The organism is Halomonas sp. NO4 (assembly GCF_010994375.1).
Classification (GTDB): Bacteria; Pseudomonadota; Gammaproteobacteria; order Pseudomonadales; family Halomonadaceae; genus Halomonas.
In genome coordinates, this window is record NZ_WHMA01000026.1 from 14,626 (window position 1) to 40,538 (window position 25,913).

A 25,913-nucleotide genomic window follows, 5' to 3' on the forward strand; every position below is an offset into this window, starting at 1 on the left:
GGCGCCCGTTCACCATTGCTGGCGGATTAGACCGTAGGCTCGCGGTTCGGGGCGTGGCGACCGAACTGCAGCTCGGCGAGGTGGCGATACAGTGGGCTCGTCTCGAGCAACTCCTCGTGGCGCCCGGTGGCGACGAGGTGTCCCTGATCGAGCACCAGCAGGCGGTCGGCGGCCACCACCGTGGCCAGACGGTGGGCGATCACCAGGCTGGTGCGGTCTTCCATCAGGCGGTCGAGGGCCTGCTGCACCTGGCGCTCGCTTTCGGCGTCCAGGGCGCTGGTCGCCTCGTCGAGCAGCAGCACCCGCGGGGCCTTGAGCAGGGCGCGGGCGATGGCCAGGCGCTGGCGCTGACCGCCCGAGAGCTGCACGCCGCCGGGGCCGAGCGGGGTAGCGAAGCCATGGGGCAGGGCCTCGATGAAGGCTAGGGCGTTGGCGTCGGCGGCGGCGCGGCGCAGGTCGTCGAGGTCGGCCTCGGGCTTGCCGTAGCGCAGGTTCTCGGCCACGGTGCCGGTGAACAGCACCGGCTCTTGGGCCACCAGCCCCATGGCGCCGCGTAGCGCGCGCGGGTCGAGGTCGCGCAGGTCGACGCCATCCAGGCGGATGCGGCCCTGGTCCGGGTCGTGGAAGCGCAGCAGCAGGCCCAGCAGGGTGCTCTTGCCGGCGCCGGAAGGACCCACCAGGGCCACGCGCTCGCCGGGGTGGAGGGTCAGGTCAAGTGCTGTCAGTGCCGGCTGCTCGCGCCCCGGGTAGGTGTAGCTCACCGATTCCAGTGTGATCTCGCCGGCCAGCGGCGCGGGCAGGGGCACCGGGTCGACAGGGGCGTGGATACCCGGCCGGGCGTCGAGCAGCTCCAGCAGCCGCTCGGCGGCGCCGGCAGCGCGCTGCACGTCACCGGCCACCTCGGCCAGGGTGGCCACGGCGCCGGCGGCGAGCACGGCGTAGAAGAGGAAGGCGGCCAGCTCGCCGGCGGTCATGCTGCCGGCGAGCACCGCCTGGCCGCCTTGCCAGAGCATCACGCCCACCGCGGCGAAGATCGCCAGCAGGGCCACGCCGGTCAGCCAGGCGCGCTGGCGGGTGCGCGCCACGGCGGTAGCGAAGGCGTCCTCGACGCGCTCCCCGTAGTCGCGGCGCTCGATATCCTCGTGGGTGAAGGCCTGGACGGTGCGGATGCCACTGAGCGCCTCGCCGGCATAGCGGCCGAGTTCGGCGACGCGGTCCTGGCTGAAGCGGGAGAGACGGCGCACCCGACGCCCGAACCACAGGATCGGCAGCACCGTGGCGGGAATGCCCAGCAGCACGATGGCCGACAGCCAGGGCTGGGTGATGAGCATCAGCGCCACGGCGCCGACGAGCATCACGACGTTGCGCAGCGCCAGCGAGATCGAGGAGCCGAACAGCGTCTGCAGCACGCTGGTATCGGCGGTGAGGCGCGAAGTGATCTCGCCGGCACCCTGGTTGGCGTGGCTGGCGCTCTCGAAGAAGCCGGGTTCCAGATCGAGCAGGTGATCGAAGACCCGGCGGCGCAGGTCGGCGGCGAGACGCTCGCCGATCCAGGTGACCAGGAAGTAGCGCAGCGCCGAGGCGCTGGCGAGCACGGCCACCACGCCGAGCATCAGCGCCAGCACCTGGTTGAGGCGGGCGCGGTTCTCAGCGAGAAAGCCCTGGTCGATCACCAGGCGCAGCCCCTGGCCGAGCAGCAGCACGCAGCCCGAGGCCACCAGCAGGGCCAACGCCGCCATGGCCAGGCGGGTGCGGTACGGTCGCAGCAGCGACAGCAGCCGCATCAGCACCCGGGGGTCAGGTTGGGTCATCATGCCGTTACAATACCAGCCAAGGGCCTGGGGCGCATGACGCGAGCGGACAGGCCCCTCGCCGGTTGAATTCGACCGCCAGGGCCGCCAGTCTGATTCATGTACCCCGCAGGCCACGAGGACGCCATGCGACTGCGCATCCTGTCCGATCTGCACCTGGAGCACTTCGACGGGTCGCGCGAGCTGCCGGACGTCGAGGCGGATGCGGTGGTGCTGGCCGGCGACATCCACCGCCATACCAGGGGGCTCGAGTGGGCCGCCGAGCGCTTTCCGGACACGCCGGTTCTGTACGTGCCGGGCAACCACGAGTTCTACGGCACCTGCATGTCAGCCTTGCGCGCCGAGCTCGCCGACACCGCGCAGCGCCTGGGCATTCATCTCCTCGACAACACTGCCGTGACGCTGGGTGGCGTGCGTTTTCTGGGTACCACGCTGTGGACCGACTTCGCGCTCTACGCCGGCGAACCGGAGCACGATCCCACGCTGGGCCTGATCGAAGCTCAGCTGCTGATGGCCGATTTTCGTCTCATCGAGCAGCCGGCGGATGAGGTGTTCACCCCGCGTGCCAGCCAGGCACTGCACCGCGAGGCACGCGCCTGGCTCGAGACCGAGCTGGCCGCACACGACGCCACGCCCCGAGTGGTGATCAGTCACCATGCGCCGCTGCCCGACTGCGTGCCGCTGCGCTATCGCGGCGATCCGCTCTCCGCCGCCTTCGCCTCGAACCTGGCGGCGCTGATGGGGCGCATGCGCCTGTGGATTCACGGCCATGTGCACGATCCGGTGGATCTGGAGCGGTCCGGCACGCGGGTACTCGCCAACCCGGGCGGCTACCCGGGAGAGCATGAGCCACCGCTGTTCGTGGCCGACCAGGTCATCGAGATTCAAGCTTGAGCCATCATCCGGGAAGGGAGTTGCCACGCCATGAGTGACACCGCCATGAAGAGTGCCGTCGCCATTCGTCACGTCGCGTTCGAGGATCTCGGCATCTTCGAGCCCATGCTCAAGGCGCGGGACTACCGTATCCGCTACCTCGACCCCGGGCAGCTGGAGCCGGCGGCACTGGAAGTGCTCGATGTGGAGAGCCCCGAGCTGATGGTGGTGCTTGGCGGGCCGGTGGGCGCCAACGACGAGGCGCTCTATCCCTTCCTTCCCGCAGAGCTCGCGGCCATTCGTCGGCGAATCGAAAGCGGCCGCCCGCTGCTGGGCATCTGCCTGGGCGCGCAACTCATCGCCCGCGCCCTGGGCGGGCGAGTCTTCCCCATGCCCGAGCAGGAGATCGGCTACGGCGATTTGAGCCTGACCCGCGAGGGCCTGGAGAGCCCACTGCGTCACCTGGGCAATCCCGACACCGTACTGCACTGGCACGGCGACATGTTCGAGACACCGCCGGGCGCGGTGCGGCTGGCCTACAGCTACCCCTGCGCGCATCAGGCCTTTGCCGTGGGCGATACCGTGTTGGGCCTGCAGTGCCATCTCGAGGTCGATTCACGGCGCATCGAGCCGTGGCTGATTGGTCATGCGGCGGAGTTGGCGGCGGCCGGGGTCGATCCCGTGGCGATCCGCGAGCAAGCCCATCGCTACGGCCCGGCGCTCGAGGCACGCGGCCAGCAGGTCTTCCACGAGTGGCTGGCCCAGGCGGAGGCGACCCTGGACCAGGCGTGACGCTTGCCTTGGCTCACGCCTTCACGGCGGAGAGCGAGGGCGCCTGTGGATCGGCGATCACCACGCAGTTGCGGCCGCGGGCCTTGCCGGCGTAGAGCGCCTGGTCGGCGCGCAGCAGTGAGGCCTCGAGCTGCACCTCGGTCGCTTCCAGGCGGCTGATGCCCACCGTGACCGAGAGCTGCCCGAGGTCATCCACGGTGGGCACGGTCAGGTTGGTGACCTTTTCGCGCAAGCGCTCGCCGATGCTGGCGGCGGTGTGCAGCTCGGCGTTGGGCAGCGCCAGCACGAACTCCTCGCCGCCATAGCGGCCGATGATGTCGGTGTCGCGCAGCACCGATTGACAGCAGGCGGCGACGGCCGCCAGCACGCGATCGCCGGTGGCATGGCCGTGACGGTCGTTGAGCTGCTTGAAGTGATCGATGTCCACCATGCAGATGGCCAGCGGGGTACGCTCGCGCAGCGCCCGGCTCAGCTCACGGCTTGCCAGTTCGAAGAAGTGGCGACGATTGGCGATACCAGTCAGCTCGTCGGTGGTGGCCATGTGACGCAGCCGCTCCTCGAGCTGGCAGCGCTCCTCGATCTCGCTTTGCAAGCGGCGATTGATGGCGCGCTCCTCCAGCAGGGAAGCGAACTGGGTGCGTTGCAGCCGGTTGAGCCGGGTGAGGGTCAGGCTGCCGAGCAGATTGACGAAACCCAGCAGCAGCAGGCTCGTGAAAATCAGCTCGGGCGGGAGGTTCGACCAGATGAGCATCGCCGTGACCACACCGGCAGCCAGGTAAGCGTTCCAGGTCAGAATCCACGGAAAGCGGTTGGGCACGAAGAGGTAGAGCACCATGCTGGCGAAGATCATCGACGCCAGATGAATGCCGATCTGGTCGGGCCGCAGCGGGATGGTCGCCATCAGCCCGGTGAGGCAGATCAGACAGATAAGGTTGACCGGCAGGGGGCGCTGGGCGAGCGCCGGGCGCTTGAGGGTCGCCATGGTCAGCGCCAGGCAGCACAGCGCCACGCCCACGCGCATCAGCAGCAGCGACAGGAAGGCACCCCCCGGCCCGAGCAGGGCGTAATCCGCCAGGCTGAAAGCCAGGAAGAGTCCCGCTGCCGAGCACAGCGCATAGCGCAACTGGCAGGCATCGTGGGTTTGCATGGTGCGCCGGAAGAGCGCCTCTGCGGCTGGCTCGCTGAATTCCGCATGCCAGTTGAGACGCGAGCCCGCCTTGGCTTCGATCTGGCCTACTGCCATTCGCCACCATCCTTGAGAAAGGTGGCCGACATGGGCCCCTTCCTTCCCTACGGTGTTGTTATCGGCCGCTCATGTCATCGGCTGCTGCTCCCGACACAATCGGATGCGGCTACCGAGACAAAGGCCGTGTTCACAGCGAATCATGGGCGGGAATGGCAGCGTCTGCCAGTGACTTGAAACAATGTCATTCATAGCGCACAGAAGCTGTAAGAGAATGCCTACAGTACAAGATTGAGCGGGCTCTCAGTCGTTGCTACGAGACCCTCTCACTTTTTCCAGGCCGGGGTGGAGGTTAGCCGTGGTCAGGCAGCCGCTGCGCCGTAGCTCACTTCGCTTTGCCGCCTCGGCGCCCTGGCGGTAACGCTCGGCCAGGGCGTGGCAGAGGTGGGGGCTGCTGCTGTCGGGGTGTCCCTGGAGGATCAGGATGCGACGCATCACGCGGCCTCCCTGCGGTGAGAGAAGATGCGTTACAGCATAGCCCGTCCTTGCCGGCCCGCGCTGTGTTCCGTCGGGCGTGAGCCGTCAGGGCTTGAGCCGGTAGCCCGTCCGGAAGATCCAGGCCACCAGCGCCAGCGCTACCCCGAGGAAGGCCAGGATCATGACGAGGCTCACCAGCGGACTCACGTCGCTGATGCCGTAGAAGCTCCAGCGAAAGCCACTCACCAGGTAGACCACCGGGTTGGCGAGCGTGACCGCCTGCCAGAAGGGCGGCAGCATGTCGATGGAGTAGAAAGTGCCGCCGAGGAAGGTCAGGGGCGTGATCACCAGCAGCGGCACCAGCTGCAGCTTCTCGAAGCCGTCGGCCCAGATGCCGATGATGAAGCCGAGCAGACTGAAGGTGACCGCGGTGAGCACCAGGAACAACACCATCATGATCGGATGCTCGATGGAGTAGGGCACGAAGAGCCGCGCGGTGACCAGCACGATGGCGCCCAGGATCAGCGATTTGGTGGCCGCCGCCCCGACATAGCCGAGCACGATCTCGAAGTAGGACATCGGCGCGGAAAGGATCTCGTAGATCGAGCCCGAGAAGCGCGGGAAGAAGATGCCGAAGGAAGCGTTGGACACGCTCTGGGTGAGCAGCATCAGCATGATCAGGCCCGGTACGATGAAGGCGCCGTAGCTCACGCCGTCCACTTCGCTGATGCGCGTGCCGATGGCGGCGCCGAAGACCACGAAGTACAGCGAGGTGGAGATCACCGGTGAGACGATGCTCTGCAGTACGGTGCGCAGGCTGCGGGCCATCTCGGCGAGATACAGCGTCTTGACGGATTGCAGGTTCATCGGCGCTCCCGGACCAGGCTGACAAAGATGTCTTCCAGCGAGCTCTGACGGGTGTGCAGGTCCTTGACCCGCAGTCCCACCGCCTCGAGGTCGGCGAGCAGCCCCGAGATGCTCGAACCGTCCTCCTGACTCGCGGCGTCATAGGTGTAGACCAGGGCGTGGCCCTCCTCGGTAAGCTCCAGCGCATGGCCAGACAGCGCCGCCGGTATGCCCGCCAGCGGTTCGTGGAGGTGCAGGGTCAGCTCCTTGCTGCCGAGCTGGCGCATCAGGGCATGCTTCCCCTCCACCAGCACGATCTCGCCGGCGCGGATCACGCCGATGCGGTCGGCCATCTCCTCGGCCTCCTCGATGTAGTGGGTGGTGAGGATGATGGTCACGCCCTGGTCGCGCAGGCCGCGCACCACGTCCCACATCTCGCGGCGCAGCTCCACGTCGACCCCGGCGGTGGGCTCGTCGAGGAACAGCACCTGGGGCTCATGAGCGAGCGCCTTGGCGATCAGCACCCGGCGCTTCATGCCGCCGGACAGCTCGAGCAGGCGGTTGTCGCGCTTCTCCCAGAGGGTCAGCGAACGCAGTACCTTCTCGATGTGGGCGGGATCCTTGGGCTTGCCGAACAGGCCTCGGCTGAAGCTCACCGTATCCCACACCGTGGTGAAGGCCTCGTTGGTGAGCTCCTGGGGCACCAGGCCGATCAGCTGGCGGGCGGCGCGGTAGTTGCGCACATTGTCGTGGCCGTCCACGCGCACCCGCCCGCGGCTGGCATTGACCAGCCCGCAGATCACGCTGATCAGCGTCGTCTTGCCGGCGCCGTTGGGGCCGAGCAGGGCGAAGATCTCGCCGCGGCGGATCGTCAGATTCACGTCCCTGAGCGCCGGGAAGCCGTCGGCGAAGGTCTTCGACAGCCCCTCGACGTGGATCATCGGCGCCTCATTCATCGACGCTTCACTCAAGAGTGATGTCGCCGTTGAACTCAAGGTCCAGGTCCAGGCCGGCCACCTGCACGCGAACGGTGGCCGGCAGCGATTCATCGCCGCTCAGCCGGCCCTCGGCGAGCGCCTTCGCGACCGCCTGTTCGATCGCCTGCTGGGAGTTCACGCCCACGTTCTTGAGTAATTTGCGAATGCTGTGCTGGAAGGTGTCGTCGTTCATGGGATTCCTTGCCTCGATGGCTGGCGCGCAGGATGGAAGGGCCAAAGCATAGCATGCGAAGCGGCATGCGCCGGAACGCTCCCGGCCTGGGCCGGGAGGGAAGAGCCTGCGCGTGGCCCAGGCCGGTAACGCTGGGCCGGCCCAAACGCGGGAGTGTCAGGGCAGGGGGATCTCGTTGACCCACTTGGGGCAGTGGTAGCCGCGCTCCACGGCCGGACGCTTGGCGATCTCGACGTACCAGCGCTTGACGTTGGGGTAGTCGCCGAGATCGATCTGCTGCCATTCGAAGCGCGAAGCCCAGGGCCAGATGGCGATGTCGGCGATGCTGTAGTCGCCGGCCACGAAGTCGCGCCCCTCGAGCCGCTTGTCGAGCACGCCGTAGAGGCGGTGCGCTTCCTTGTGGAAACGCTCCTCGGCATAAGGTGCCTTGCCGGCGTTGAATTTCACGAAGTGGTGCACCTGGCCGAGAAAGGGCCCGAACCCGCCCATCTGCCACATCAGCCACTCCATGATGCGATGGCGGCCCTCGAAGTCGTTGGGCATGAGTTTGCCGGTTTGCTCGGCGAGGTAGAGCAGGATGGCGCCCGATTCCATCAGGGTCATGCCGGTCTCGCTATCGCGAATGGCGGGAATCTTGTGGTTGGGGCTCAGCTCCACGAAGTCCGGCGCGTGCTGCTCACCCTGGGTGATATCCACCGCATGGGTGCGGTAGGGCAGGCCGAGCTCCTCAAGCATGATAGAGACCTTGCGGCCATTGGGGGTGCTCCAAGTCCAGAGATCGATCATGGGGTGTTCCTTTTCGGTCATTCAACGACTCAGGATAGCAGTGCCCCTTGCGCTTGATCGGCGGGGGGAGGAGTCGCACGGAACGGTTGGTCTCGAGCGCTGACAGGAGCGAGCGCCGCTGAGCCGCTATGCTGCCAGGGAAGCCCCGCGAACCCGCGAAGGAGGAGAGCCATGCTGCTGGAAGGTTCCTGCCACTGCGGCGCCGTGCGCTTTTCGGTCGAGTCGCCGCACCCCTATCCCTATCAGCGCTGCTACTGCTCGATCTGCCGCAAGACGGCCGGCGGTGGCGGTTATGCCATCAACCTCTCGGGGCGGGCCGAGACGCTTCGGGTCGAGGGAGAGGCGCACAAGCGCATCTATCACGCCGTGATCGATGGGGTGGAGAGTGGCGGCGAGCGCCACTTCTGCTCGCGCTGTGCCAGCGCCCTGTGGGTCTATGATCCCGACTGGCCGGAATTGGTGCACCCCTTCGCCTCGGCCATCGATTCCGACCTGCCGATCCCGCCGGAGCGGGTCCACCTGCTGCTCGACAGCAAGGCGGGCTGGGTCGAGCCGGACGTGCGCAAGGGCGACAAGTGCTTCGATCACTATCCCGAGGAGAGCATCGCCGAGTGGCACGAGCGGCGCGGGCTGGTGCGGGACTGACCGCCCCGATGGCCTGTGCCACAATGGCCCCGTACGGCCGACAGGGCCGGGTTGTCGAGCAGGAAGGAGAGGCACAGCATGGCAGAGCCGTCCCGCGTTGCCGAACGCATTCCGGTGGGCATCAGCGCTTGCCTGATGGGCGAACAGGTACGCTACAACGGCGGGCACAAGCGCTCGCGCTACTGCCTGGACGTGCTCCAGGACCGCTTCGCCCTCGAACCCTTCTGTCCCGAGCTGGAGGCGGGGCTCGGTGTGCCCCGCGACCCCATCCGCCTGGTGGGACGGCTCGGCGAGGAGCCGCGCCTGGTGGGCACCAAGGATCCGAGCCTCGACGTCACCGAGCGCCTGGCCGAGGTGAGCGCGGCTTTCGTGGAGCAGCACCGCCACCTGCGCGGCTTCATCCTCATGAAGGGCTCGCCGAGCTGCGGGCTGGAGCGCGTCAAGGTCTATCACGACAACGGCATGCCCAGCCACAGCGACTCGGGCGCCTTCGTGCGCGCGCTGCGCCGCCACTTCCCCGAGCTGCCGCTGGAGGAGGAGACGCGCATGAACGATGCCGTGCTGCGCGAGAACTTCATCACCCGCGTCTACGCCTTCGACGACTGGAAGCGCCACGTCGAGGCCGACCCCAGCCACCACGCCCTGCTGGAATTCCACAGCCGCCAGAAGTACCTGCTGATGGCCCACCACGTGGAGGGCTACCGCGAGCTGGGCCGCTACCTGGCCGATGCCGGCAAGCGCCCGCTCGACGAGGCGATGCGCCACTACCTGCAGCGCTTCATGGCGGCGCTGGCGCGCCCCGCCACGCGCAAGACCCACGCCAACGCCCTGACCCACGTGCTGGGCTACCTCAAGCAGGCCCTGGACAGCGACACCAAGCAGGACCTGCTGGCCGCCATCGACGACTACCGCCTCGGCCGCGTGCACCTGGTGGTACCCATCCGCCTGATCAACCACTACATCAAGCGCCACGGCTCGGAGTACATCCGCGCCCAGACCTACCTCGACCCGCACCCGTACGAACTGGGCCTGCGCAACGCGATTTGAACGCCGTGTCCTTGCCCCCGATCGAGCGTTTCGCTCGCCTGACCGCGCTGCTGGCCGAGTGGCAGGCGGTGTGGCGCCCCCTGCCGTTCCAGCACCGCCACCTGCCGTGGGAAGCGCACCTGCCGGGGCTGGCCGAGGCGCTGCTGGCACTCGATGAAGAAGCGGTCGCGCGATGGCAGGACGCGCCCTTCGCGGCCTCGCCGCTGGCGGCGTGGCTGCCGGTGGACGAGCTGGCGACTCTGGTCAACCTGCCGGCGTTGCCCGCCGACCGGGACGAGCCGCCCGGGGCCTGGGGCGAGCACATCGGCGGGCGGAAGTGGCAGCAGATCGCCGCCTTCGTTGCTCGCACGCGCGTGCACCCCGGCGAGCCGCTCGTGGAGTGGTGCGCCGGCAAGGGCCACCTGGCCAGGACCCTGGCGCGCGTCCACGATCGCGCGACCATCGGCCTGGAGTGGCAGGCGTCGCTGTGCCAGGCTGGCGCCGGCCTGGCCGAGCGGCAGGGCGCAGCCGTCACCCTCGCGCAGCAGGACGTGATGGTCGACGAGGCAACGCACTGGCTGGACGACGAGACCCACGTGGCCGCGCTGCATGCCTGCGGCGACCTGCACGCCCGCCTGATCGAGCTGGCCGCCGAGCATGCCGGTGCCGTCACCCTGGCGCCGTGCTGCTACCACCGTACGGCGGCACAGCGCTATCGGCCACTCTCACAGCACGGGCGCCGGCTCGCCGCCGAGCAGGGGCTGACGCTCGCGCGCGACGACCTGGCACTGGCCGTGCAGGAGACCGTCACCGCGCCGCGGGGCGACCGGCGCCGCCGGGAACAGGCCAATGCCTGGCGGCTCGGCTTCGACCGGCTCCAGCGCGAGGTGCGCGGCGTCGACGCCTACCTGCCGGTGCCGAGCCTCGCCTACGGGCGATTGCCCGAGACGTTCGCCGGCTTCTGCCGCTGGGCGGCGGCCCAGAAGGGGCTCGACCTGCCGGCGCACCTCGACTGGTCTGCCTTCGAGCGGGCAGGGCGGCGGCGCCTGGTCGAGGTCACGCGCCTGGAACTGGTGCGCCATCTCTTCCGCCGGCCGCTGGAGGTGTGGCTGGCGCTGGATCGGCTGCTGCGCCTCGAGGAGGCGGGGTTCTCGGTCGAGCTCGGCACCTTCTGCGCGCGCGAGCTCACCCCGCGCAACCTGCTGCTGAGGGCGCGCTCCTAGTCGTTGGGCAGATTACTAGTCGTTGGGCAGGTCAATAGGCGTTGGTCAGAGGATTCCGGGCAGGAGGCGGTATGAAGCGTTGGGCGGCAGTCCTGCTGGCGGTCGTGGCGCTGACACTGGCAATTGCGCTGGTCGGCGGCTATCGGCTGATCGTGCATATGCCGGGCAGCAGTTACCGGGATACGCCGCCGCCCCTGGATGCCCGGGGCGAGGCGCTGCGTGCACGTTTGCAGGGCCATGTGCGCACGCTCGCGGAGACGATTGGCGAGCGCCACGTCGGGCGCCCTGAAGCGCTGCGGGCGGCCGCCGACTACATCGAGCGGGCCTTTCGCGATGCCGGCTTCGAACCGCGGCGCCTGCCGGTGCCGACCGGGGACCGGACATTCCACAATCTGGAGGTACGGCTGCCGGGCCGCGGGGCAACGAACGAGAGCCTGGTGGTCGGAGCCCACTACGACACCGTGCGCGGCAGCCCCGGTGCCGACGACAACGCCTCGGGCGTGGCCGTGCTGCTGGAGCTGGCGCAGCTGCTGCGGGAGGCCGAGCTCGAGCGGGAACTGCGCCTGGTCGCCTTCGTCAACGAGGAGGCGCCGCACTTCGGTAGCGAGGCCATGGGCAGCCTGGCCTACGCCCGCGAGGCTCGGGCGCGGGGCGATGCCATCGTGGGCATGCTGTCGCTGGAGATGCTCGGCTACTACCGCGATGCACCCGGCAGCCAGGCTTACCCGCCGCTGCTTGACCTCGTCTATCCCGAGCGCGGCGACTTCATCGCCTTCGTCGGCAATCTGCGCTCGCGACGCTTGGTGCGCCAGGTCACGGGCGCCTTTCGCAAGCGCGCCGAGCTACCCTCGGAGGGGCTTGCCGCCCCGGAGCTGCTGCGCGACATCCTGCGCTCCGACCACTGGGCGTTCTGGGAGATGGGCTACCTGGCGATGATGCTCACCGACACTGCCAACTTCCGCAACCCGTACTACCACGGCCCAAGCGATACCTGGAACACCCTCGACTACCCCAACATGGCGCTGCTGACCGAGGCGCTGGCCGAGACGCTCGAACAGTTGGCTCGGCGTTGAGCCAGTGTCTGCGACGCTGCCACCCAATACGCTTTGGCCCGCACGCTTGGGTAAGCAACTTGATCCAGGCCAGTTCTATTGGATTAGTCTTTCGTTATACGATGTATCCGGCGTAACAGTGGGGGTGGGGAAGCGAAAATGGCAGCACTCGCGCAGGCCGATGCCAGGCCTTTCGAGACACTGGTGGGGGCGTTGCCCCTGCCGATCCTGGTGGCGGGACGCGCAGGGGAGTGCCGCTATGCCAACAAGGCCGCCAGGCGACTTTTCGGCCTGCCGCCGGAGGGCGAGGTGCCGAGCCTGTCGGCGCTGCTGTTCGAGGAGGACCCCGCCGCCTTGGCCGGCCTCTGGGAGGCGACCGACGACCAGGGCTCCGAAGTGCGCCGCTGCCAGCAGCTCGCCCGCGCCGGTCAGTCGGTGGTGGAACTGCGTGCCCGGCGCCTGGACTGGGGCGACGAGCCGGCACTGCAGCTCACCCTGGTCCTGCTTTCCGAGCCGGGCCCGGCATCGCACGAGACGATCTACCGACAGATGTTCAGTACCAACCCGGCGGTCAAGCTGCTCGTCGACCCCAGCGACGGCCGCATCATCGATGCCAACGCCTCCGCGGCGGCGTTCTACGGCTATCCACTGGAGGTGCTCAAGCAGCTCAACATCGCCGACATCAACTGCCTCTCACCGGCCGAAATCCAGCGCCGCATGGCGCAGGCGCGTGCCTGTCGGCGGCTCTTCTTCGAGTTCCAGCACCGCACCGCCAGTGGCGACATCCGTGACGTGCATGTCTACACCGGGCCGGTCACGGTGGGCGAGCATGAGTACCTGCACTCGATCATCGACGACGTTACCGACGAGAAGCGCCACCGCGCCCAGCTGGAAGTGCACAACGAACTGATCCGCAACCTGCCGGTAGGGGTCTACCGCAACACGCCCGGCCCCGAGGGGTGTTTCATCACCGCCAACCCGGCCATGCTGACGATCTTCGAGGCGAAGTCGCTAGCGGCGCTGTGCGAGGTGCCCGTCGCCGATCTGTACGACTCGCCGGCCGAGCGCCGGGCCTTCAGCGAGGCCATCCTGCGCGAGGGGGCGGTGGAGCGTCAGCGGCTGTGCCTGCGCACCCTGACCGGGCGACGGTTCTGGGCCGAGGTGACCGCGCGAAAACAGGTCGAAGCGGATGGCCGGGTTGTCTTCAACGGTATCGTCGAGGACGTCACCGCCCGCAATGAAGCCCAGGTGCTCAAGGAGCGGCTGACCCACCTGCTGGATGCCTCGCCGGATTTCGTCTCCATCACCGATGCCGAGCAGCGGGTGGTGTACCTCAACAAGGCGGCCCGGCGGCTGGTGGGCGAATTGCCGGAACATCTGCCCGCCGCGCTCAGCGCGGCCCATCCGGAGTGGGCGCGGCGGCTGATCGCCGACCAGGGCATCCCCTTTGCCCTGGAGCACGGGCACTGGTATGCGGAGACGGCGCTCCAGCAGCCGTCGGGCGAACTCCCGGTCTCGCAGCTCATCGTCTCGCGCCGGGACGAGCAGGGCGAGCTGGACTGCATCGCCACCATCATGCGCAATATCAGCCAGACCAAGCGCTACCAGGCGGAGCTCGAGCACCTGGCCGGCCACGACCCGCTCACCGGCGCCGTCAATCGCAACCGTTTCCTCACCCTGCTCGAGCGCGGGCGCGTCACCGCGCGCCGCCAGGGCCGCCCCCTCAGCCTGGTTATGTTCGATATCGACCACTTCAAGCGGGTCAACGACAGCTACGGCCACGGCACGGGGGACGAGGTGCTGCGCAAGCTCGTGACGATCAGCCGCGCGCTGCTGCGCGAGGCGGACGTGCTGGCGCGCTGGGGCGGGGAGGAGTTCATGCTGCTTCTGCCCGATACCCCCGTGTCGGGAGCTCTGATTCTGGCTGAGCGCATGCGCGAGGCCATCGAGAACGCGGTCTTTTTCCCCGTTCCCCGTGTGACCAGCAGCTTCGGCGTGGCGGAGCTTGCGGCCGAAGAATCGCCCGAGGCGTGTTTCAAGCGCCTCGATGCCGCGCTCTACGCTGCCAAGGCAGCAGGGCGCAACCGGGTCATGGTCGCCGAATCCCGAGTGCTTTCATCGGAGGAGGGCGAGTCGTGATTACCGAACGTGAACACCGCTGTGGAACCATGCCGGCAGAAGGTGTGCATGTCTATTGGGCCGAGAACCTCCTGGGCGAGGATTGCGAGTGGCGCTGGTGCCTGTATATCGAGCGCACCGCCACCGAGGCGGATCTGGAGCAGTATCACTACCTGGATCAGGAGGGGGCACGCTGTGGTGCGCGGCGGTGGGGATCAGCCACTGCCCCTTCTACGGCCAGCGGCTGTCGGGCGATGATGCCGTAGATGGCCGCGAGGCTGACATGATCATGAATGACTACCGCTTCAACTGGTTGGGTCGATAATCCCGAATTCGTTGCCAGGAGCCGCTACGCAAGCCATGAGTGAATACCAGTACTACGAATTCCTGGCCGTGGACCGGCCCTTGAGCGTGGATGACCAGCGGGCGCTGCGAGCGATTTCCAGCCGGGCGCGCATCACGTCCACCAGCTTCACTAATCACTACGAATGGGGCAACCTGAAGGCCGATCCGGCCCGGCTGCTGCATCGCTACTTCGACCTGCATGTCTATGTGGCGATGTGGGGATCGAAACGCCTGCTCATTCGGCTGCCCAGGACGGCACTTTCCCTGACGGACCTGGACGCCTTCCAACTGGATGAGTGTGATCTGCTGGAGGTCCGTGAGATTCCCGAAGGTTGGTTGATCGACATCGATGTCGAAGCCGATGAAGAGTCGGAATGGGAGGCGTTCGACGATGGCAGCGGCTGGATGGGGGCGCTGACGGGGTTGCGCCAGGAGCTGCTCTCCGGTGACCTGCGGCTGTTCTACCTTTGCTGGCTGTGGGCCGCGCAGGTCGGCTATATCCGCGAAGAGGCCCTGGAGCCGCTGCCGGGCATCGCCCCCCTGACCCCCAGCCAGCAGGCGCTGGTCGAGTTCATGGCGCTTGATCCCATGCTGGTGGAGGCCGCTGCCGAATCCGGCGAGAAGGCGCCTGCCGGCAGTGAGGTCGAGGGCTTTGTCGCCTCCCTTCCCCTGCCGGAAAAGGATGCGCTGTTGCGGCGCCTGCTGGAGGGCGACAGCAGTGTGTTCGCCGAGTTGCAGCGTCGCCTTCGCCAGCATGGTCAGGCGGATCAGCCGCCTCGGCGCAGCTTAGCCGAGCTGAAGATACAGGCCGATGCCTCCCACGAGCGCCATCGTCAGGCCTATCTGGCGGAGAAGGCGCGCCGGGAAGCGGAGCAGGCGGCAGCGGAGGAGAAGCAGCGTCAGGAGCGAATGGCCCAGGTGGCTAGGCTGGGCGAGCGAGCCTGGCAGGAAGCGCTGAGCCAGATTGGCCATCGGCAGCCCAAGAGCTACGAAATGGCCGCCGGGTTGCTTGCGGACCTGCGTGCGCTGGCCATCGACCGCGGTGAGCAGGCCGCCTTCGAGGAGCGCCTGGACAGGATAGTGGCCGAACATCGGCGAAAGGGCCGTTTCCTCGAACAATTGCAACGCTTTGGGCTGTTGCCGTGAATCCTGAGAAGCCTATGGCTCGCTGCCCGCAGCTGCGTGTCCGCGCAATCGACCAGTGCCTGCAGTCTGTTCGTTGAGCTCGGCTTCGCGTACCTGGCGGGTGGCTTCGGGGTAGCGCTCGGCGGTGGCCACGGCACTGGGCAGGATCTCCTGCAGGGCCGTGGTATCACCGGGGATGCCGGGGTTGGGCAGCTCCTGGCCCTGGTCGCGCAAAGAAGGATTCGAGACTCCACCCCTTCAGGGATAGCGCCCGCTACGGCGGTTCTCCACCAGTACCGCGAGGATGGCATTGGCGTCCTGCATGATCGGAGAGGGCGTCTCGCCGTGCCGGCGGCTGCAGATCACCGCCGAGGTGATGTGCTTGTCGGCGAGATAGGCGTAGACGATGCCGCCACGCGACGCGCCTGGTCCGTGGACAGGGCGTTCATGGGGTAGATGATCAGAGCCTTGATGCCGCGCTTCTCGGTCACCGCTGGATCGGCCCGCAGGCTGGCGCAGTGATCGAGGATCGGCAATAGAAAACATTCGGTCTTGCCCGAGCCGGTGCCGGTGGCCACCGTAGGCGTAATGCTCACTCAAATTAACAGAAACGCCCTGCCGCGCCGAGCACCATGCCAAGACCTTGTCTGCTTACCTCTGTTGGGCACAGCATGCTTTCCGCGGCCACAGCAGGATGCTCCGGGAACGTCTCGTCTTGCACAAGGTCCCATAATGGGACATGATGGGCAAATGAGGATCATCGCCATCAAGAATTTGCGCCACTTCTGGGCGCAGCACCCAGATGCCAAGGCGCCACTGGAAGCCTGGATCGATGAAGTGAAGCATGCCGACTGGAAAAATGTGCATGACATCAAGGCCAAGTACCGGAGTGCCAGTCCAGTGGGCAACAAGCGCGTCGTGTTCAACATCAAGGGCAACGACTACCGGTTGATCGTCGCCGTTGCCTACCGGTTCGGCGCGGTCTATATCAAGTTCATCGGCACTCACGCGGATTACGACAAGGTGGATGCCGAAACCGTGGAGATGGAGTAACCCATGGATATTCGCCCCATTCGCACCGAAGAGGACTATCAGGCTACCCTGCGGGAAGTGTCCGCCTACTTCGACAATGAGCCGGAACCCGGCACCGAGGAAGGCGACCGCTTCGAGATCCTCATGACCCTGGTCGAGGCCTATGAGGCCAGGCACTTTCCCGTGGACCTGCCGGACCCCATCGAGGCCATCAAGTTTCGCATGGAACAGCAGGGCCTCACGCCCAAGGATCTCGAACCCGCCATTGGCCGACGCAACCGCGTCTATGAGATCCTGAATGGCAAGCGGAACCTGACCCTCGCCATGGTCTGGAAACTTCACGACATGTTCGGCATCCCCGCCGAGAGCCTGATCAAGCCCCCTCACCATGCCTGATATCCGCCTGCGTATCGAACTGCTCGACACCGATCCCCTGGTCTGGCGCCGCGTGCTGGTGCCGGAGCAGATCAACATGCACCGCCTGCACGAGGTCATCCAGGCCACCATGGGTTGGTGCGACTGCCACCTCTTCGAGTTCGAGTGCAATGGCCGCTACTACGGCGAGCCGGACGACTGGAGCGACCGGCCCATCGCGCTGGCGCGCAACGCCAAGCTCAAGGCCATTGCCTCGCGGCTGACAGACAATACCTTCCACTACCGCTATGACTTCGGCGACGATTGGCTGCATCGCATCGTGGTGGAAGCGACCGGATTGGCCGAGACCAATTCCTGCCCGCGGCTGATCGATGGCGCTATGGCCTGCCCGCCGGAGGATATCGGCGGCACGCCGGGGTTCGAGGCGCTCAAGGCAGCCGCCGCCGGGCGCGGCGACGAGAACGGCGAGATGCTGCTGGAAGCCGTGGGTGGCGATTTTGATCCGCAAAAGCTGGACGCGGACGAGATTGAATTCATGCTGGAGCCGATCCAGGCCGGCTTTCGCCGGGGCGGACGCAAGGTAGCCGATCGGCGCATGTCGCCGGGTATTGCCGCCAAGCAGGATAGGGAAGCCTCGCTTCACGAGGAGAACCTTCGCTCCATCGCTCAACTGAGACAGGCACTGCAGGCCGAGAGGGACAGGAATCGCAAGGGATAGACGCCGCCGAGCGATTCCCTCCATGCGCTACCAGGCGCCCTCGTTGACGTCGGGGGTGGAAAGATCATCGTAGCCGGAACCGATGGCGCCCTCGTTGATGTCCGGAGTGGAGAGGTCGTCATAGCCCGAGCCGATAGCGCCCTCGTTGATGTCCGGGGTGGAGAGGTCGTCATAGCCCGAGCCGATATTGCCCTCGTTGATGCCTGGGGTGGAGAAGTCATCATAGCCCGAGCCGATGTGCCCCTCGTTGATGCCCGGAGTGGTGAAGTCGTCGTAGCCAGAGCCAATGGCCCCTTCGTTGACGCCCGGCGTGGTGAAATCATCGAAGTCCTGCGCGGCCGTCGGCAGGGCCATGGCAAGTAGCATCCACGTCACAAGAGTGAACTGGCGCATCATGCTTCCTCATCCTGCTTAGCCAACTGTAGCCGCCCGTTACGTTCCTGGATGTGCTCGCTGTCATGTAGGTCCTGAAGCACGGCTTCGACACGCTGGCGGATCGGTTTGGTCAGGCGCTTGAAGCCAAGCAGGTTGATGGCAGCTCCCATGGCATCCATTGGCTCGATCGAGACACTGTCTCTCAGGGTGAGCAGGAGGGCATGCTCCAGTTCGCTGGGTGGCACTAGCTCGAACTTGCGCTGGCTGGCAGGCAGGCTGCTCCAGTCACGCTGGGGCGGTACCTCCCGCTCCGGGGTATCCAGAAAATCGCCGTGACGGTGTAGGCGTCCCTGGCGCTCCAGGGTACGGCTCTCAGCTTCAACACGCCGTTGGATACGTGCGCCGGCGCGTTGCAGCCCGGTGGCGTCGGTCAGCCGTGATAACAGCATCTTGAGGTGCATTGGCCCTTCATGAGCGACTGCCTGGTGAATGGCTTCCTGAAGTCGATGGCTCGGGATCTCCTCAAACTGGCAATCGGCTGGTGAAAGCCCTAATGCACTCGTGTCTACAGGAGAGTAGATCGGGATGCTGGTCGCCTCTTGTGAGGGCGCCTCTCGCTCGATGTTGGCCGAGGCCGGCTCCACAGTTACCTCGACGACCTCTGCCTCGCCTGTGCCTTGGCGGGTGGCCTGTGGAGCCTCCTGTTCTGCTGTCTCCAGGCTCGCCGCTTCAAGGGCCTTCTGATGGCGCTGGGCGGCTTCGATGGCCTCTTTAAGTCGCTGCGTCTCGGCCGGGGCATTACGGAACCACTCGGTACTCCAGATGCGATGGAATCGCCATCCAAGGCCTTCTAGTACCGATTGCCGCAACCGGTCTCGATCCCTGGCCACGGCACTGCTGTGATAGCTGGCACCGTCACATTCCACGGCCAGCAAGAATCGACCCGGGGCATCAGGGTCCCTCACCGCAAGATCAATGAAGAATCCCTGACTACCGACCTGCGGCTGTACCTCATAGCCCAGATCCTGAATCGCTCGCATCACCTCCCACTCGAAAGGCGAATCAGGCTCCTTGTCCGTCATTTCGTGGGTAGGCAGCTCACCTGTCTCGGCGTACTTCAGGAATGCCTGGAAGGCACGCACGCCGAAGGGGGAACCGTCGGTCACGCGTAGCTCATCGGCCTGGAAGTTGGCGAAGACCTCCATGGCCAGGCGTGCTCGGGAGATCAGCACGTTGAGTCGTCGCTCACCACCTGCCTTGTTGAGGGGGCCGAAGTTCTGACCCAGGCGGCCCGCCGCGGTGCGCCCATAGCCCACGCTGATGAAGATCACATCACGCTCGTCGCCCTGAACGTTCTCCAGATTCTTGATGAAGAATTCATCGCCGCCGTCGTGATGACGGAAGAAGTCCTCGAGCTCCTCATGCTCGCGCCGCAGGCGTTCCACCTCCAGCAGGATGGCCTCGCGCTGAGCGGTGCTGAAGGCCACAACCCCCAGCGACAGCGCGGGATGACGCCGGACATGCTCTATGACGGCTTTGGCCACGGCCCTGGCCTCGCCCGCATTGGTTCGCGACCCGCCGCGATCGTAGTGGGTATCAGGCAGGTAGCGGAATCCCAGCCCGCGGGCATGGGGGTGCAGCCCGGGGCTGGGGAAGATCAGCAACTGGTTGTCATAGAATTGAGCGTTTGAGACCGCGATGAGCGAGTGATGGCGGCTGCGATAGTGCCAGCGCAGCATGCGTTCCGGCATGCCGCGGGCCTTCATCATGCCGAGGATGCTCTCCACATCGGCGGTAGCGCTCTCGTCAGCCTCCTCGTCGGTGAGCTCCACCGATTGCCCGAAGAAGTTGGTGGGTGGCATCTGCTTGCTGTCACCAACCACCACCACCTGCCGACCGCGTAAGATCGCCCCCAGAGCTTCAGGGGCGGGGATCTGGCTGGCCTCGTCGAAGATCACGAGGTCGAAGTCCAGGTTGCCTTGGGCGAGGTAGCCGGCGACCGACATCGGGCTCATCATGAAGACGGGCTTCGCCTGCTGGATGACCGTGCCTGCCTCACGTAACAAGCGCCGGATCGGCAGGTGACGGCGCTTCTTGGTGAACTCCCGGCGCAGGATCTCCATCTCTCCGGCCGCATGATAGGACGGAAGGGTATCGTGCAAGCGCTCGACCAGCGACTCCTGCGCATAGCGGAAGCAGGCTTCGTCCAACTGGTTGAACTCCTGGATCAGGCGTTCATGGGTCAGCCGATCGAAACGCCCTAAGCGGGGTCGCTCGACATAGGCATGATCCACCAGACCGCCGTAGTAGCTCAGCGCCAGCCACGGCGAGAGCACGTGGGGCGCGTGTGGCCAGCCGGCCAGGATCTCGACCAGGTGCCCCAGTCCGGCTTCCTCGAGGTCTTCGCTGAGCTGGTTGAAACGCACCACCGAGTACAGCTGCTCGGTGTCTCGCCATTCGGCCAAACGGTGATGCCAGGTGCCCAGAGCCATCGAGGATGCCTCCTCCTGCCACTGGATCTGATGGCACAGTTCCTGGAGCAAGCCCTGGACGCTCTCGGATTGGGTCTGCAGGGCCTCGACCTGATCGCTGTGTTCGCGCAGATCGGGGTTGCCATCCAGGAAGGCCGCCAGCCCCGCCGGCAGCTCGCCCTTGCCGATCGCCTCGTACAGGTCGACGATCCAGTCGGCGAGCTGCGCGAGCACGGGCCAGTCGCTCTCCTCGCCCTGCCACTGCGCGCCGAACAGGGTCTGGCAGGTCGGTGAGAGACGCTCCAGGGTCTGACGGTGCTGCTGGGCTTCCAGCAGCTCGTCCACCCAGGCCAGCCACTCCACCGGCGACCCCGTCAGCCGGTCGCGGGAATAGCCTTTCAGGGCTCCCGCCGCCCGTCGGTACTCGCCTGAAAAGACCCGCCACCACTTGTCGGCTCGCCCAGCGAGACCCGTACGGATCGGCAGCAGGTCGGCGTCATACACCGCCTTGATGAAGCGCGGCTGCATCGCCTCGCGAACGCGCGCCAGAGCCTGCCCGGCTTCGATCACCCGACGCACCTCGTCCCGCCTTGCCTGCCACTCCTCGGTGTTGACCCGCACGCCGGCCAGGTGGGGGGCCTGCAGTGCCCGTGTGCCGGCACGCTGCAGGATGGCGATGTCGTCGAAGTCCTGAGGAATGGGCAGCTGCATGACCGTGGCCAGGGAGACCGCGTTGTCGGTCAGCGCCGTTAGCTGATCGGATGCCCGCTGGACCAGCTTGCGTAGCTCCTGCTCTTCCCCCGGCGACAAGGCATGACGCCGGGAACGGTGGAAGGGGTTGTCAGATGGGGGACCATACTCTGCGAGGTAGTCGCCCATGGCGTCCATGGCACGCCGCCTCCGGGCCAGGTCCTGAGGTCCCCAGTTGCGGAGACGCTCGAAGTCGATCCGTGACAATGCCTGCAGGCGCTCGTCGCGCTGGAGCTCCAACATTCGCCCCAGGGCGGTCACGTAGTCGGTCTGTGAGGCCAGGATGGGGGTGCGGAGATCCTCCACATAGGCATCCAGGGACTCGCGGACCTCGCCGAGGCGCTGATACTCGTGAGTACGGACCGGGACCTTGGGGCGCCCGTTCTCGAATACCCGCCGTAGCGAGTCGAGGACCGCCTTCTTGTTGCTCTTGTGGCTATGCAGCTCGAGAACCGCATCGCCGAGATGGCACTCGTCCAGGCGTGATTTGACGACCTCCAAGGCGGCCATCTTCTGCGCCACGAACAGGACCTTCTGGCCGCGCGCCAGGGCTTCGCCGACCAGGTTGGTGATGGTCTGCGACTTGCCGGTCCCCGGCGGCCCCTGGACCACCAGGCTGGCACCGTCCATCACAGCCAGGATGGCCTCGAGCTGGCTGGAGTCGGCATCCTTGACCAGGTGCAGCGACTCGGGTGTCTTGAGCAGATCATGGCCAGAAGATGCCTCAAGGCGTTCGGCATCCTCTCGGTAACCTGTCTCGAATAGTTTCTCGAGTTGGGGATGCGCCACGAGATCGTGGGATTCCGGCCAATTGGCCGGGTCCAGATCGGTGTACATCTGGAACTTGCCGAACGAGAAGAGCCCCAGTCGAATCTGGTCGGCATGGACTCGCCAGCGGGGGCGATCAGCGATCATCTCCTCGACCCGACCGAAATAGTCGATCAGGAGCGTGGCGTCATCGAAGTCGGGAAGGATCAGCCGGAAGTCCTGCTTCAACCGGGCGGCCAGGGCCAGGTTGCCCCCCATGTCGGCGTCGGTAAACGACAGGGTAAAGCCGGCGCGGGCGGATTCCCGTTGCAGCGCTACGGGAACCAGGACCAGGGGGGCGAAGCGCGGCGTGTGAGCGTTTTCGTCCTCGTACCACTCCAGGAACCCCAGTGCCAGATAGAGTACCTCGATGCCCTGCTCCTGCAGCAGGGTATGGGCCTCGTCCTCGCGCTTTGCGTAGGCCTCCGGCAAGGGAAGGAAACGCATGGGTTTGCGCTCCTCGACCAGGATGTTGGCGACCTCGGTCGATCGCTCATCCACGATGTCCAGGAAGCGCTTGTTGCTGGGCACGTGCAGCAGTGGATTGCCGCGCAGGCCCATGTCGAGCAGCTCATGGCGGGCGAGCTCGAGCTTGTTTTGCAATGAGGTATCAGGCATGAGTCAATTCCCGGCGCCATTGCCGCCAACGGCTATGCGATGAGGAGCGTTCAGTCTCCGAGTGACGAAATATCGCCCTCGATGCTACCAAGGTGAGAATCAATCGAGTTCAAGGCCTCATAGATCTGCTTGGAAAATGACAGGTCTTCGGCCCAGTTAAGCTCCGATCGTATCTCGTTGATATCGGACTTTATATCGGTAAGCTGGTCAGAGATCGATTCGTTGACTTCGATGAGTCGGGCAAGAAAGGCTTCGATATTTTCAGTGTCCATGACGTCTCCTTGTGAGCTTGTTTAGGGCATTTTTGGCGGCCTTTCCCTGAAGGTCTATGAATTCTATTGTGTGGAATTCTTCGGCCAGGTGGTCATCGTCATGCCACTGACGCCAAGTGTCTTTTGCATGGTTGAATCCTGCTTGGATTTCTTCAATATACCGTTCTAAAGCCTCTAATTCATTGGCCTGCATGTATAGCATGGCCTTGTGGGCATTGGCGTGTATTTCCTTGGCGCATAGCGTTATCTCTTTTTCCATGTCGCTTGCTTGGGTTCCTGCCATCGAATATTCATTTGACAGCTCGCCTCTCACGAAATGGTCGGAAAGAAAGGCAATTCTGGATATTCTCTCGAAGAAGTATTCCCTTGCCCATATTTCCTTCTGCCATTTCCACTCTCTGCGTTTCGCATGCAGAGGGAAGAAGCCTATAGATAGATAGGCCCCAAGGGCGAGTGCGGCCAGAGTCGTAAAGAAGGAGGTAGCGATATCCGTCATGAGGAGGCCCGCTCAAAATACGCCCAGGCTTCCTCGTAGTCCTTCTCCCGGTCCGGGCGGGTGAAGGGGGCGTGGTATTCCACGGTCTTTTCCCAGGGCCCATCGGGGAGGGTATCGTCGAGGTAGGTCTTGCGGACGACGCCTTCCTGCAGGTCCTTGATCTCTTCCCAGCCGAGGGCGATGCCATATGCCGTGCGATCCGGGGAATCGATGGAGTAGTGGATATCGTTGTCCAGGTCCTTCTTGTTGGCCTTGCGTGGCAGGCCGACGCCGACGAGGCGCTTGCTGGGGGTGAGGATTATGCGGCCCCAGCGGGCCAGGGCATGCACCGCCTCGATCTCGCGCAGCCGTTCGTGGGCGCCGCGGCGCAGCAGGGCCCAGGGCGTCTCGCCGTGTTCGGTGGCGCGCTGCTGCCAGGCCTCGAGCACGCCGCGGACATCGCCCTCGAAGATGTCGGCGAGGTAGTGCTCGCTGTAGAACTCGTTGTCGTTGACGATGCCTGCGTATGCCATAGCGTGCCTTGCCTTAACGCGTCTGCGCCCCGTCGGCCGCGGCCGGCGGTTGTGGATGAAGCGATGCGAATCGTTGCTGCCAGTCGTCCGGGAAGCCCATGGGTGGGCGAGGGATATCGGGGTATTCCTCGAGCAGGGTCTGCAGGCGACCGGGCCTGCGGGTGTCCGGGCTGATCTGGGTGGTGAGGTGAGTCAGCATCATCAGGACGGTGAAGAGGCGGCGGGGGACGCCCCTTCCCGCCTGAGGTGCCGGAAAAGTGAGGTGTTTCGGCCAACTAGGCGGAATCGAGAGCTCGCGGTTCCAGAGCCGGAAATGATGGGCACAGACATTCCGAATGAATGTCAGAGTGTGCAGCCAGCTCGCGAGCACATGGTGCGGGAGGGCGAAGCGCCTTGCGATGGACTTTCGATCACGATACTCGTCAAGCCCATCGAACAGATGGGATAGCGTGCCGAGGCTCAGCTCTTCCACCATCGCCCAGGAAGGCAAGTGCGCAGGCTGGTCGTAGGTGAGCGCGTAATAGCGTGGGTAATTGTCACGCTTGCGGCTCTCTTTTCGTGCCTGTTTGATTTCCTCGGGTACCTTCGCCCTCTCGATCCGTTCTATCTCTTTGTGATACTGACGGGCTTCCTTGACGAGTTTGTCGTTGAGCTCACTGAGCAACCGTGGATGATCGAAGTGGGCCTTGAAGCGCGCGGGCGTCAAGTACCAATGCGTACCGTATTGGCAGGCCATATGGTTGCTGATACCCGTCCGTACGGCGATCTCGACCCTCTCGATGGCCACCATCACAAGCTGACGAAGGTCGCTGTCGAAGCGGTAGACCTGCATGATGTCCGATAACCTGGCGTCCGGTTTGAACCGGTGTTCGGGGTCATCGGGATATTGGAAGGGCCGCATATAAGGGCTGAGCCTGAAGGATGTCGTGACTTCAAGCAGCCGAAGAGCGCGTTCACGGTCATTGATGTGCAAGCCACGCTCGATCAGTAGGTCGAGCTGCTCGCCTGCCGTCAGGGCGGGTTTGGCGAAGCGGGTCATCGTGCCACCTCCGGAGCGAGGTGGCTGGAGCCTTGCGTAGGGGCAATAAAAAAACCCGCGCAATTTGAGCGTGAAGACCGAAGTCCACATAGGCTTGGCGGGTGTATTGAAAACAATGGTAGCCCCGCCGGCGGCGCGTTGCAAGGCGCCGGCTGCCATGGCGTTCCGGTTCGCCAGGGATGGGTGAGCGAGAGCCAGCCCGATAAGACGCATCACGGCTGCGCCTCCTGGGGAGAGGCGGGGTCGCCGGTGAAGATGGCGGCGACCTGGAGCCAAGGCCGGGGCTCGATCTGCTGAGTGGCTTCCAGCCAGTCCAGGTAGTCGTCGAAGACGCGCTCGAGCTGGGCGGTGCGTTCCTCTCGGCGGCGCTGCTTGCGGGCTTCCTGCTCGCGGCTGGCGGCAAGGTCGAGTTCGATTTGTTGCTGGTGGCGGGCCTTGAGGGCGTCCATCGCGGCGTGGTGGCCGAGATGGATGCGCTCGTCAGTCGGGGCGGTGTCGCGTAGCTGGGTGGCCAGGTTGAGCAGGCCGGCACGATAGCCTTGGGAGAGGTCGTCGACCAGCTCGGTGGTGGCCGGGTCGAGGATGCGGATGTCGTCCTCGAGTCGGCTGAGAAACTGGGCCTCGCGGCCGCGCACCAGCATGGAGAGTCCGGTACAGCCGAGCAGGTAGCCGCCGTCCCTCGAATGATCCAGGCGAGTGAGGCGCCACTCGGCATCGAGGATTTCCAGGCGCATGCCCGGTGCAAACTGCTGGTGCTGGCCCATGCCTTCCCCCGAGGTACTGCAAGCGGCCTTTCTCTAGCTCGAGGGACGTCCTCCTTATGTTCGGTCGTGCGTCCCTGCGGCTGCCTGGCATCGTGTTAAGCGCCCTAATGACGTTTAGCGTAACAAAGCGTTGATAGGGAGCTATGGTGACTTCTGGTGTATGGGAGGAGGTAGGAAGGGTGGCGTATCCTGTTGATTGATCACGACCAAGA

Annotated in this window: 28 protein-coding genes; 12 read left to right on the top strand and 16 right to left on the bottom strand. The window is 65.5% G+C overall.

Features of this window, described 5'->3' with window-relative positions; all coding sequences use genetic code 11:
* Positions 1–26: 26 nt before the first annotated feature.
* Entirely contained in the window at positions 27–1,814 is a 1,788-nt protein-coding gene (locus FEF15_RS14860) for an ABC transporter transmembrane domain-containing protein (RefSeq protein ID WP_163559953.1), read from the bottom strand.
* A 123-nt stretch (positions 1,815–1,937) separates the two neighbouring features.
* On the opposite strand from FEF15_RS14860, the gene FEF15_RS14865 reads away from it, so the two are divergent.
* Together FEF15_RS14865 and FEF15_RS14870 are read left to right on the top strand one after the other, a co-directional pair.
* Positions 1,938–2,705, top strand: a complete 768-nt coding sequence (locus FEF15_RS14865) for a metallophosphoesterase (protein ID WP_163559954.1) — start codon at positions 1,938–1,940, stop codon at positions 2,703–2,705.
* Positions 2,706–2,735: 30 nt separating this feature from the next.
* The gene (locus FEF15_RS14870; RefSeq protein WP_240454188.1) at positions 2,736–3,476 is read left to right on the top strand and encodes a glutamine amidotransferase; all 741 of its coding nucleotides are present in this window, start codon (positions 2,736–2,738) and stop codon (positions 3,474–3,476) included.
* Between the two features lie 13 nt (positions 3,477–3,489).
* Here FEF15_RS14870 and FEF15_RS14875 read toward each other — a convergent pair whose 3' ends face one another.
* From FEF15_RS14875 to FEF15_RS14900, 6 genes are all read right to left on the bottom strand, one after another.
* The gene (locus FEF15_RS14875) at positions 3,490–4,719 is read right to left on the bottom strand and encodes a GGDEF domain-containing protein (RefSeq protein ID WP_163559955.1); all 1,230 of its coding nucleotides are present in this window, start codon (positions 4,717–4,719) and stop codon (positions 3,490–3,492) included.
* A gap of 243 nt (positions 4,720–4,962) precedes the next feature.
* Complete coding sequence (locus tag FEF15_RS19285; protein WP_205598552.1) at positions 4,963–5,157, bottom strand: hypothetical protein; 195 nt, start codon at positions 5,155–5,157, stop codon at positions 4,963–4,965.
* Positions 5,158–5,241: 84 nt separating this feature from the next.
* Positions 5,242–6,003: an ABC transporter permease gene (locus FEF15_RS14885; RefSeq protein WP_163559956.1), complete on the bottom strand. Its 762-nt coding sequence runs from the start codon at positions 6,001–6,003 to the stop codon at positions 5,242–5,244.
* Positions 6,000–6,938 (bottom strand): ABC transporter ATP-binding protein, encoded by a 939-nt coding sequence (locus FEF15_RS14890; protein WP_163559957.1) that lies wholly within the window; start codon positions 6,936–6,938, stop codon positions 6,000–6,002. The genes FEF15_RS14885 and FEF15_RS14890 overlap by 4 nt, the downstream gene beginning before the upstream one ends.
* Before the next feature lie 7 nt (positions 6,939–6,945).
* Positions 6,946–7,152, bottom strand: coding sequence for a DUF6494 family protein (locus FEF15_RS14895; protein ID WP_163559958.1), 207 nt, complete (start codon positions 7,150–7,152; stop codon positions 6,946–6,948).
* 156 nt (positions 7,153–7,308) lie between these two features.
* Positions 7,309–7,938: a glutathione S-transferase N-terminal domain-containing protein gene (locus FEF15_RS14900; RefSeq protein ID WP_163559959.1), complete on the bottom strand. Its 630-nt coding sequence runs from the start codon at positions 7,936–7,938 to the stop codon at positions 7,309–7,311.
* Positions 7,939–8,109: 171 nt separating this feature from the next.
* Here FEF15_RS14900 and FEF15_RS14905 point away from each other — a divergent pair, with 171 nt between their 5' ends.
* The 7 genes from FEF15_RS14905 to FEF15_RS14935 all read left to right on the top strand — a co-directional run bounded on the left by FEF15_RS14905 (position 8,110) and on the right by FEF15_RS14935 (position 15,493).
* Positions 8,110–8,583 carry a GFA family protein gene (locus FEF15_RS14905; protein ID WP_163559960.1) on the top strand — a complete coding sequence of 158 codons (474 nt, stop codon included), beginning with the start codon at positions 8,110–8,112 and terminating at the stop codon, positions 8,581–8,583.
* 78 nt (positions 8,584–8,661) lie between these two features.
* Positions 8,662–9,630 carry a DUF523 and DUF1722 domain-containing protein gene (locus FEF15_RS14910; RefSeq protein ID WP_163559961.1) on the top strand — a complete coding sequence of 323 codons (969 nt, stop codon included), beginning with the start codon at positions 8,662–8,664 and terminating at the stop codon, positions 9,628–9,630.
* Between the two features lie 5 nt (positions 9,631–9,635).
* Positions 9,636–10,832 carry a methyltransferase gene (locus FEF15_RS14915; RefSeq protein WP_163559962.1) on the top strand — a complete coding sequence of 399 codons (1,197 nt, stop codon included), beginning with the start codon at positions 9,636–9,638 and terminating at the stop codon, positions 10,830–10,832.
* 71 nt (positions 10,833–10,903) lie between these two features.
* A complete protein-coding gene (locus FEF15_RS14920; protein ID WP_163559963.1) occupies positions 10,904–11,905 on the top strand; it encodes a M20/M25/M40 family metallo-hydrolase in 1,002 nt (333 codons plus the stop codon).
* A gap of 138 nt (positions 11,906–12,043) precedes the next feature.
* The gene (locus tag FEF15_RS14925) at positions 12,044–14,023 is read left to right on the top strand and encodes a diguanylate cyclase (protein WP_163559964.1); all 1,980 of its coding nucleotides are present in this window, start codon (positions 12,044–12,046) and stop codon (positions 14,021–14,023) included.
* Positions 14,020–14,268 (top strand): hypothetical protein, encoded by a 249-nt coding sequence (locus FEF15_RS14930; RefSeq protein WP_163559965.1) that lies wholly within the window; start codon positions 14,020–14,022, stop codon positions 14,266–14,268. The genes FEF15_RS14925 and FEF15_RS14930 overlap by 4 nt, the downstream gene beginning before the upstream one ends.
* A gap of 94 nt (positions 14,269–14,362) precedes the next feature.
* A complete protein-coding gene (locus tag FEF15_RS14935) occupies positions 14,363–15,493 on the top strand; it encodes a hypothetical protein (RefSeq protein WP_163559966.1) in 1,131 nt (376 codons plus the stop codon).
* A 12-nt stretch (positions 15,494–15,505) separates the two neighbouring features.
* On the opposite strand, the gene FEF15_RS14940 is transcribed toward FEF15_RS14935, so the two are convergent.
* The gene (locus tag FEF15_RS14940; protein ID WP_163559967.1) at positions 15,506–15,706 is read right to left on the bottom strand and encodes a hypothetical protein; all 201 of its coding nucleotides are present in this window, start codon (positions 15,704–15,706) and stop codon (positions 15,506–15,508) included.
* A 24-nt stretch (positions 15,707–15,730) separates the two neighbouring features.
* On the bottom strand, positions 15,731–16,018 hold the full coding sequence (locus FEF15_RS19460) for a hypothetical protein (protein ID WP_240454189.1): 288 nt from the start codon (positions 16,016–16,018) through the stop codon (positions 15,731–15,733).
* A 204-nt stretch (positions 16,019–16,222) separates the two neighbouring features.
* Between FEF15_RS19460 and FEF15_RS14955 the strand changes: the two genes are divergently transcribed.
* From FEF15_RS14955 to FEF15_RS14965, 3 genes are read left to right on the top strand one after another with little or no spacing between them, the layout of a single operon-like run.
* A complete protein-coding gene (locus FEF15_RS14955) occupies positions 16,223–16,525 on the top strand; it encodes a type II toxin-antitoxin system HigB family toxin (protein ID WP_163559969.1) in 303 nt (100 codons plus the stop codon).
* A gap of 3 nt (positions 16,526–16,528) precedes the next feature.
* Positions 16,529–16,900: a helix-turn-helix domain-containing protein gene (locus FEF15_RS14960; protein ID WP_163559970.1), complete on the top strand. Its 372-nt coding sequence runs from the start codon at positions 16,529–16,531 to the stop codon at positions 16,898–16,900.
* Positions 16,893–17,597: a plasmid pRiA4b ORF-3 family protein gene (locus FEF15_RS14965; RefSeq protein ID WP_163559971.1), complete on the top strand. Its 705-nt coding sequence runs from the start codon at positions 16,893–16,895 to the stop codon at positions 17,595–17,597. The genes FEF15_RS14960 and FEF15_RS14965 overlap by 8 nt, the downstream gene beginning before the upstream one ends.
* 27 nt (positions 17,598–17,624) lie before the next feature.
* Here FEF15_RS14965 and FEF15_RS14970 read toward each other — a convergent pair whose 3' ends face one another.
* The 7 genes from FEF15_RS14970 to FEF15_RS15000 are packed head-to-tail and all read right to left on the bottom strand — an operon-like array spanning position 17,625 to position 25,701.
* A complete protein-coding gene (locus FEF15_RS14970; protein ID WP_163559972.1) occupies positions 17,625–17,951 on the bottom strand; it encodes a hypothetical protein in 327 nt (108 codons plus the stop codon).
* 38 nt (positions 17,952–17,989) lie between these two features.
* Complete coding sequence (locus tag FEF15_RS14975) at positions 17,990–22,618, bottom strand: DUF3320 domain-containing protein (protein WP_163559973.1); 4,629 nt, start codon at positions 22,616–22,618, stop codon at positions 17,990–17,992.
* A gap of 50 nt (positions 22,619–22,668) precedes the next feature.
* Positions 22,669–22,890, bottom strand: a complete 222-nt coding sequence (locus tag FEF15_RS14980; RefSeq protein WP_163559974.1) for a hypothetical protein — start codon at positions 22,888–22,890, stop codon at positions 22,669–22,671.
* Positions 22,880–23,386: a hypothetical protein gene (locus FEF15_RS14985; protein ID WP_163559975.1), complete on the bottom strand. Its 507-nt coding sequence runs from the start codon at positions 23,384–23,386 to the stop codon at positions 22,880–22,882. Before FEF15_RS14985 ends, FEF15_RS14980 begins: the two co-directional genes overlap by 11 nt.
* Positions 23,383–23,898 (bottom strand): hypothetical protein, encoded by a 516-nt coding sequence (locus tag FEF15_RS14990; RefSeq protein WP_163559976.1) that lies wholly within the window; start codon positions 23,896–23,898, stop codon positions 23,383–23,385. Before FEF15_RS14990 ends, FEF15_RS14985 begins: the two co-directional genes overlap by 4 nt.
* A gap of 13 nt (positions 23,899–23,911) precedes the next feature.
* Positions 23,912–25,150: an Abi family protein gene (locus tag FEF15_RS14995; RefSeq protein WP_240454190.1), complete on the bottom strand. Its 1,239-nt coding sequence runs from the start codon at positions 25,148–25,150 to the stop codon at positions 23,912–23,914.
* Positions 25,150–25,701: a hypothetical protein gene (locus tag FEF15_RS15000; RefSeq protein WP_163559977.1), complete on the bottom strand. Its 552-nt coding sequence runs from the start codon at positions 25,699–25,701 to the stop codon at positions 25,150–25,152. Before FEF15_RS15000 ends, FEF15_RS14995 begins: the two co-directional genes overlap by 1 nt.
* Positions 25,702–25,913 lie beyond the last annotated feature (212 nt).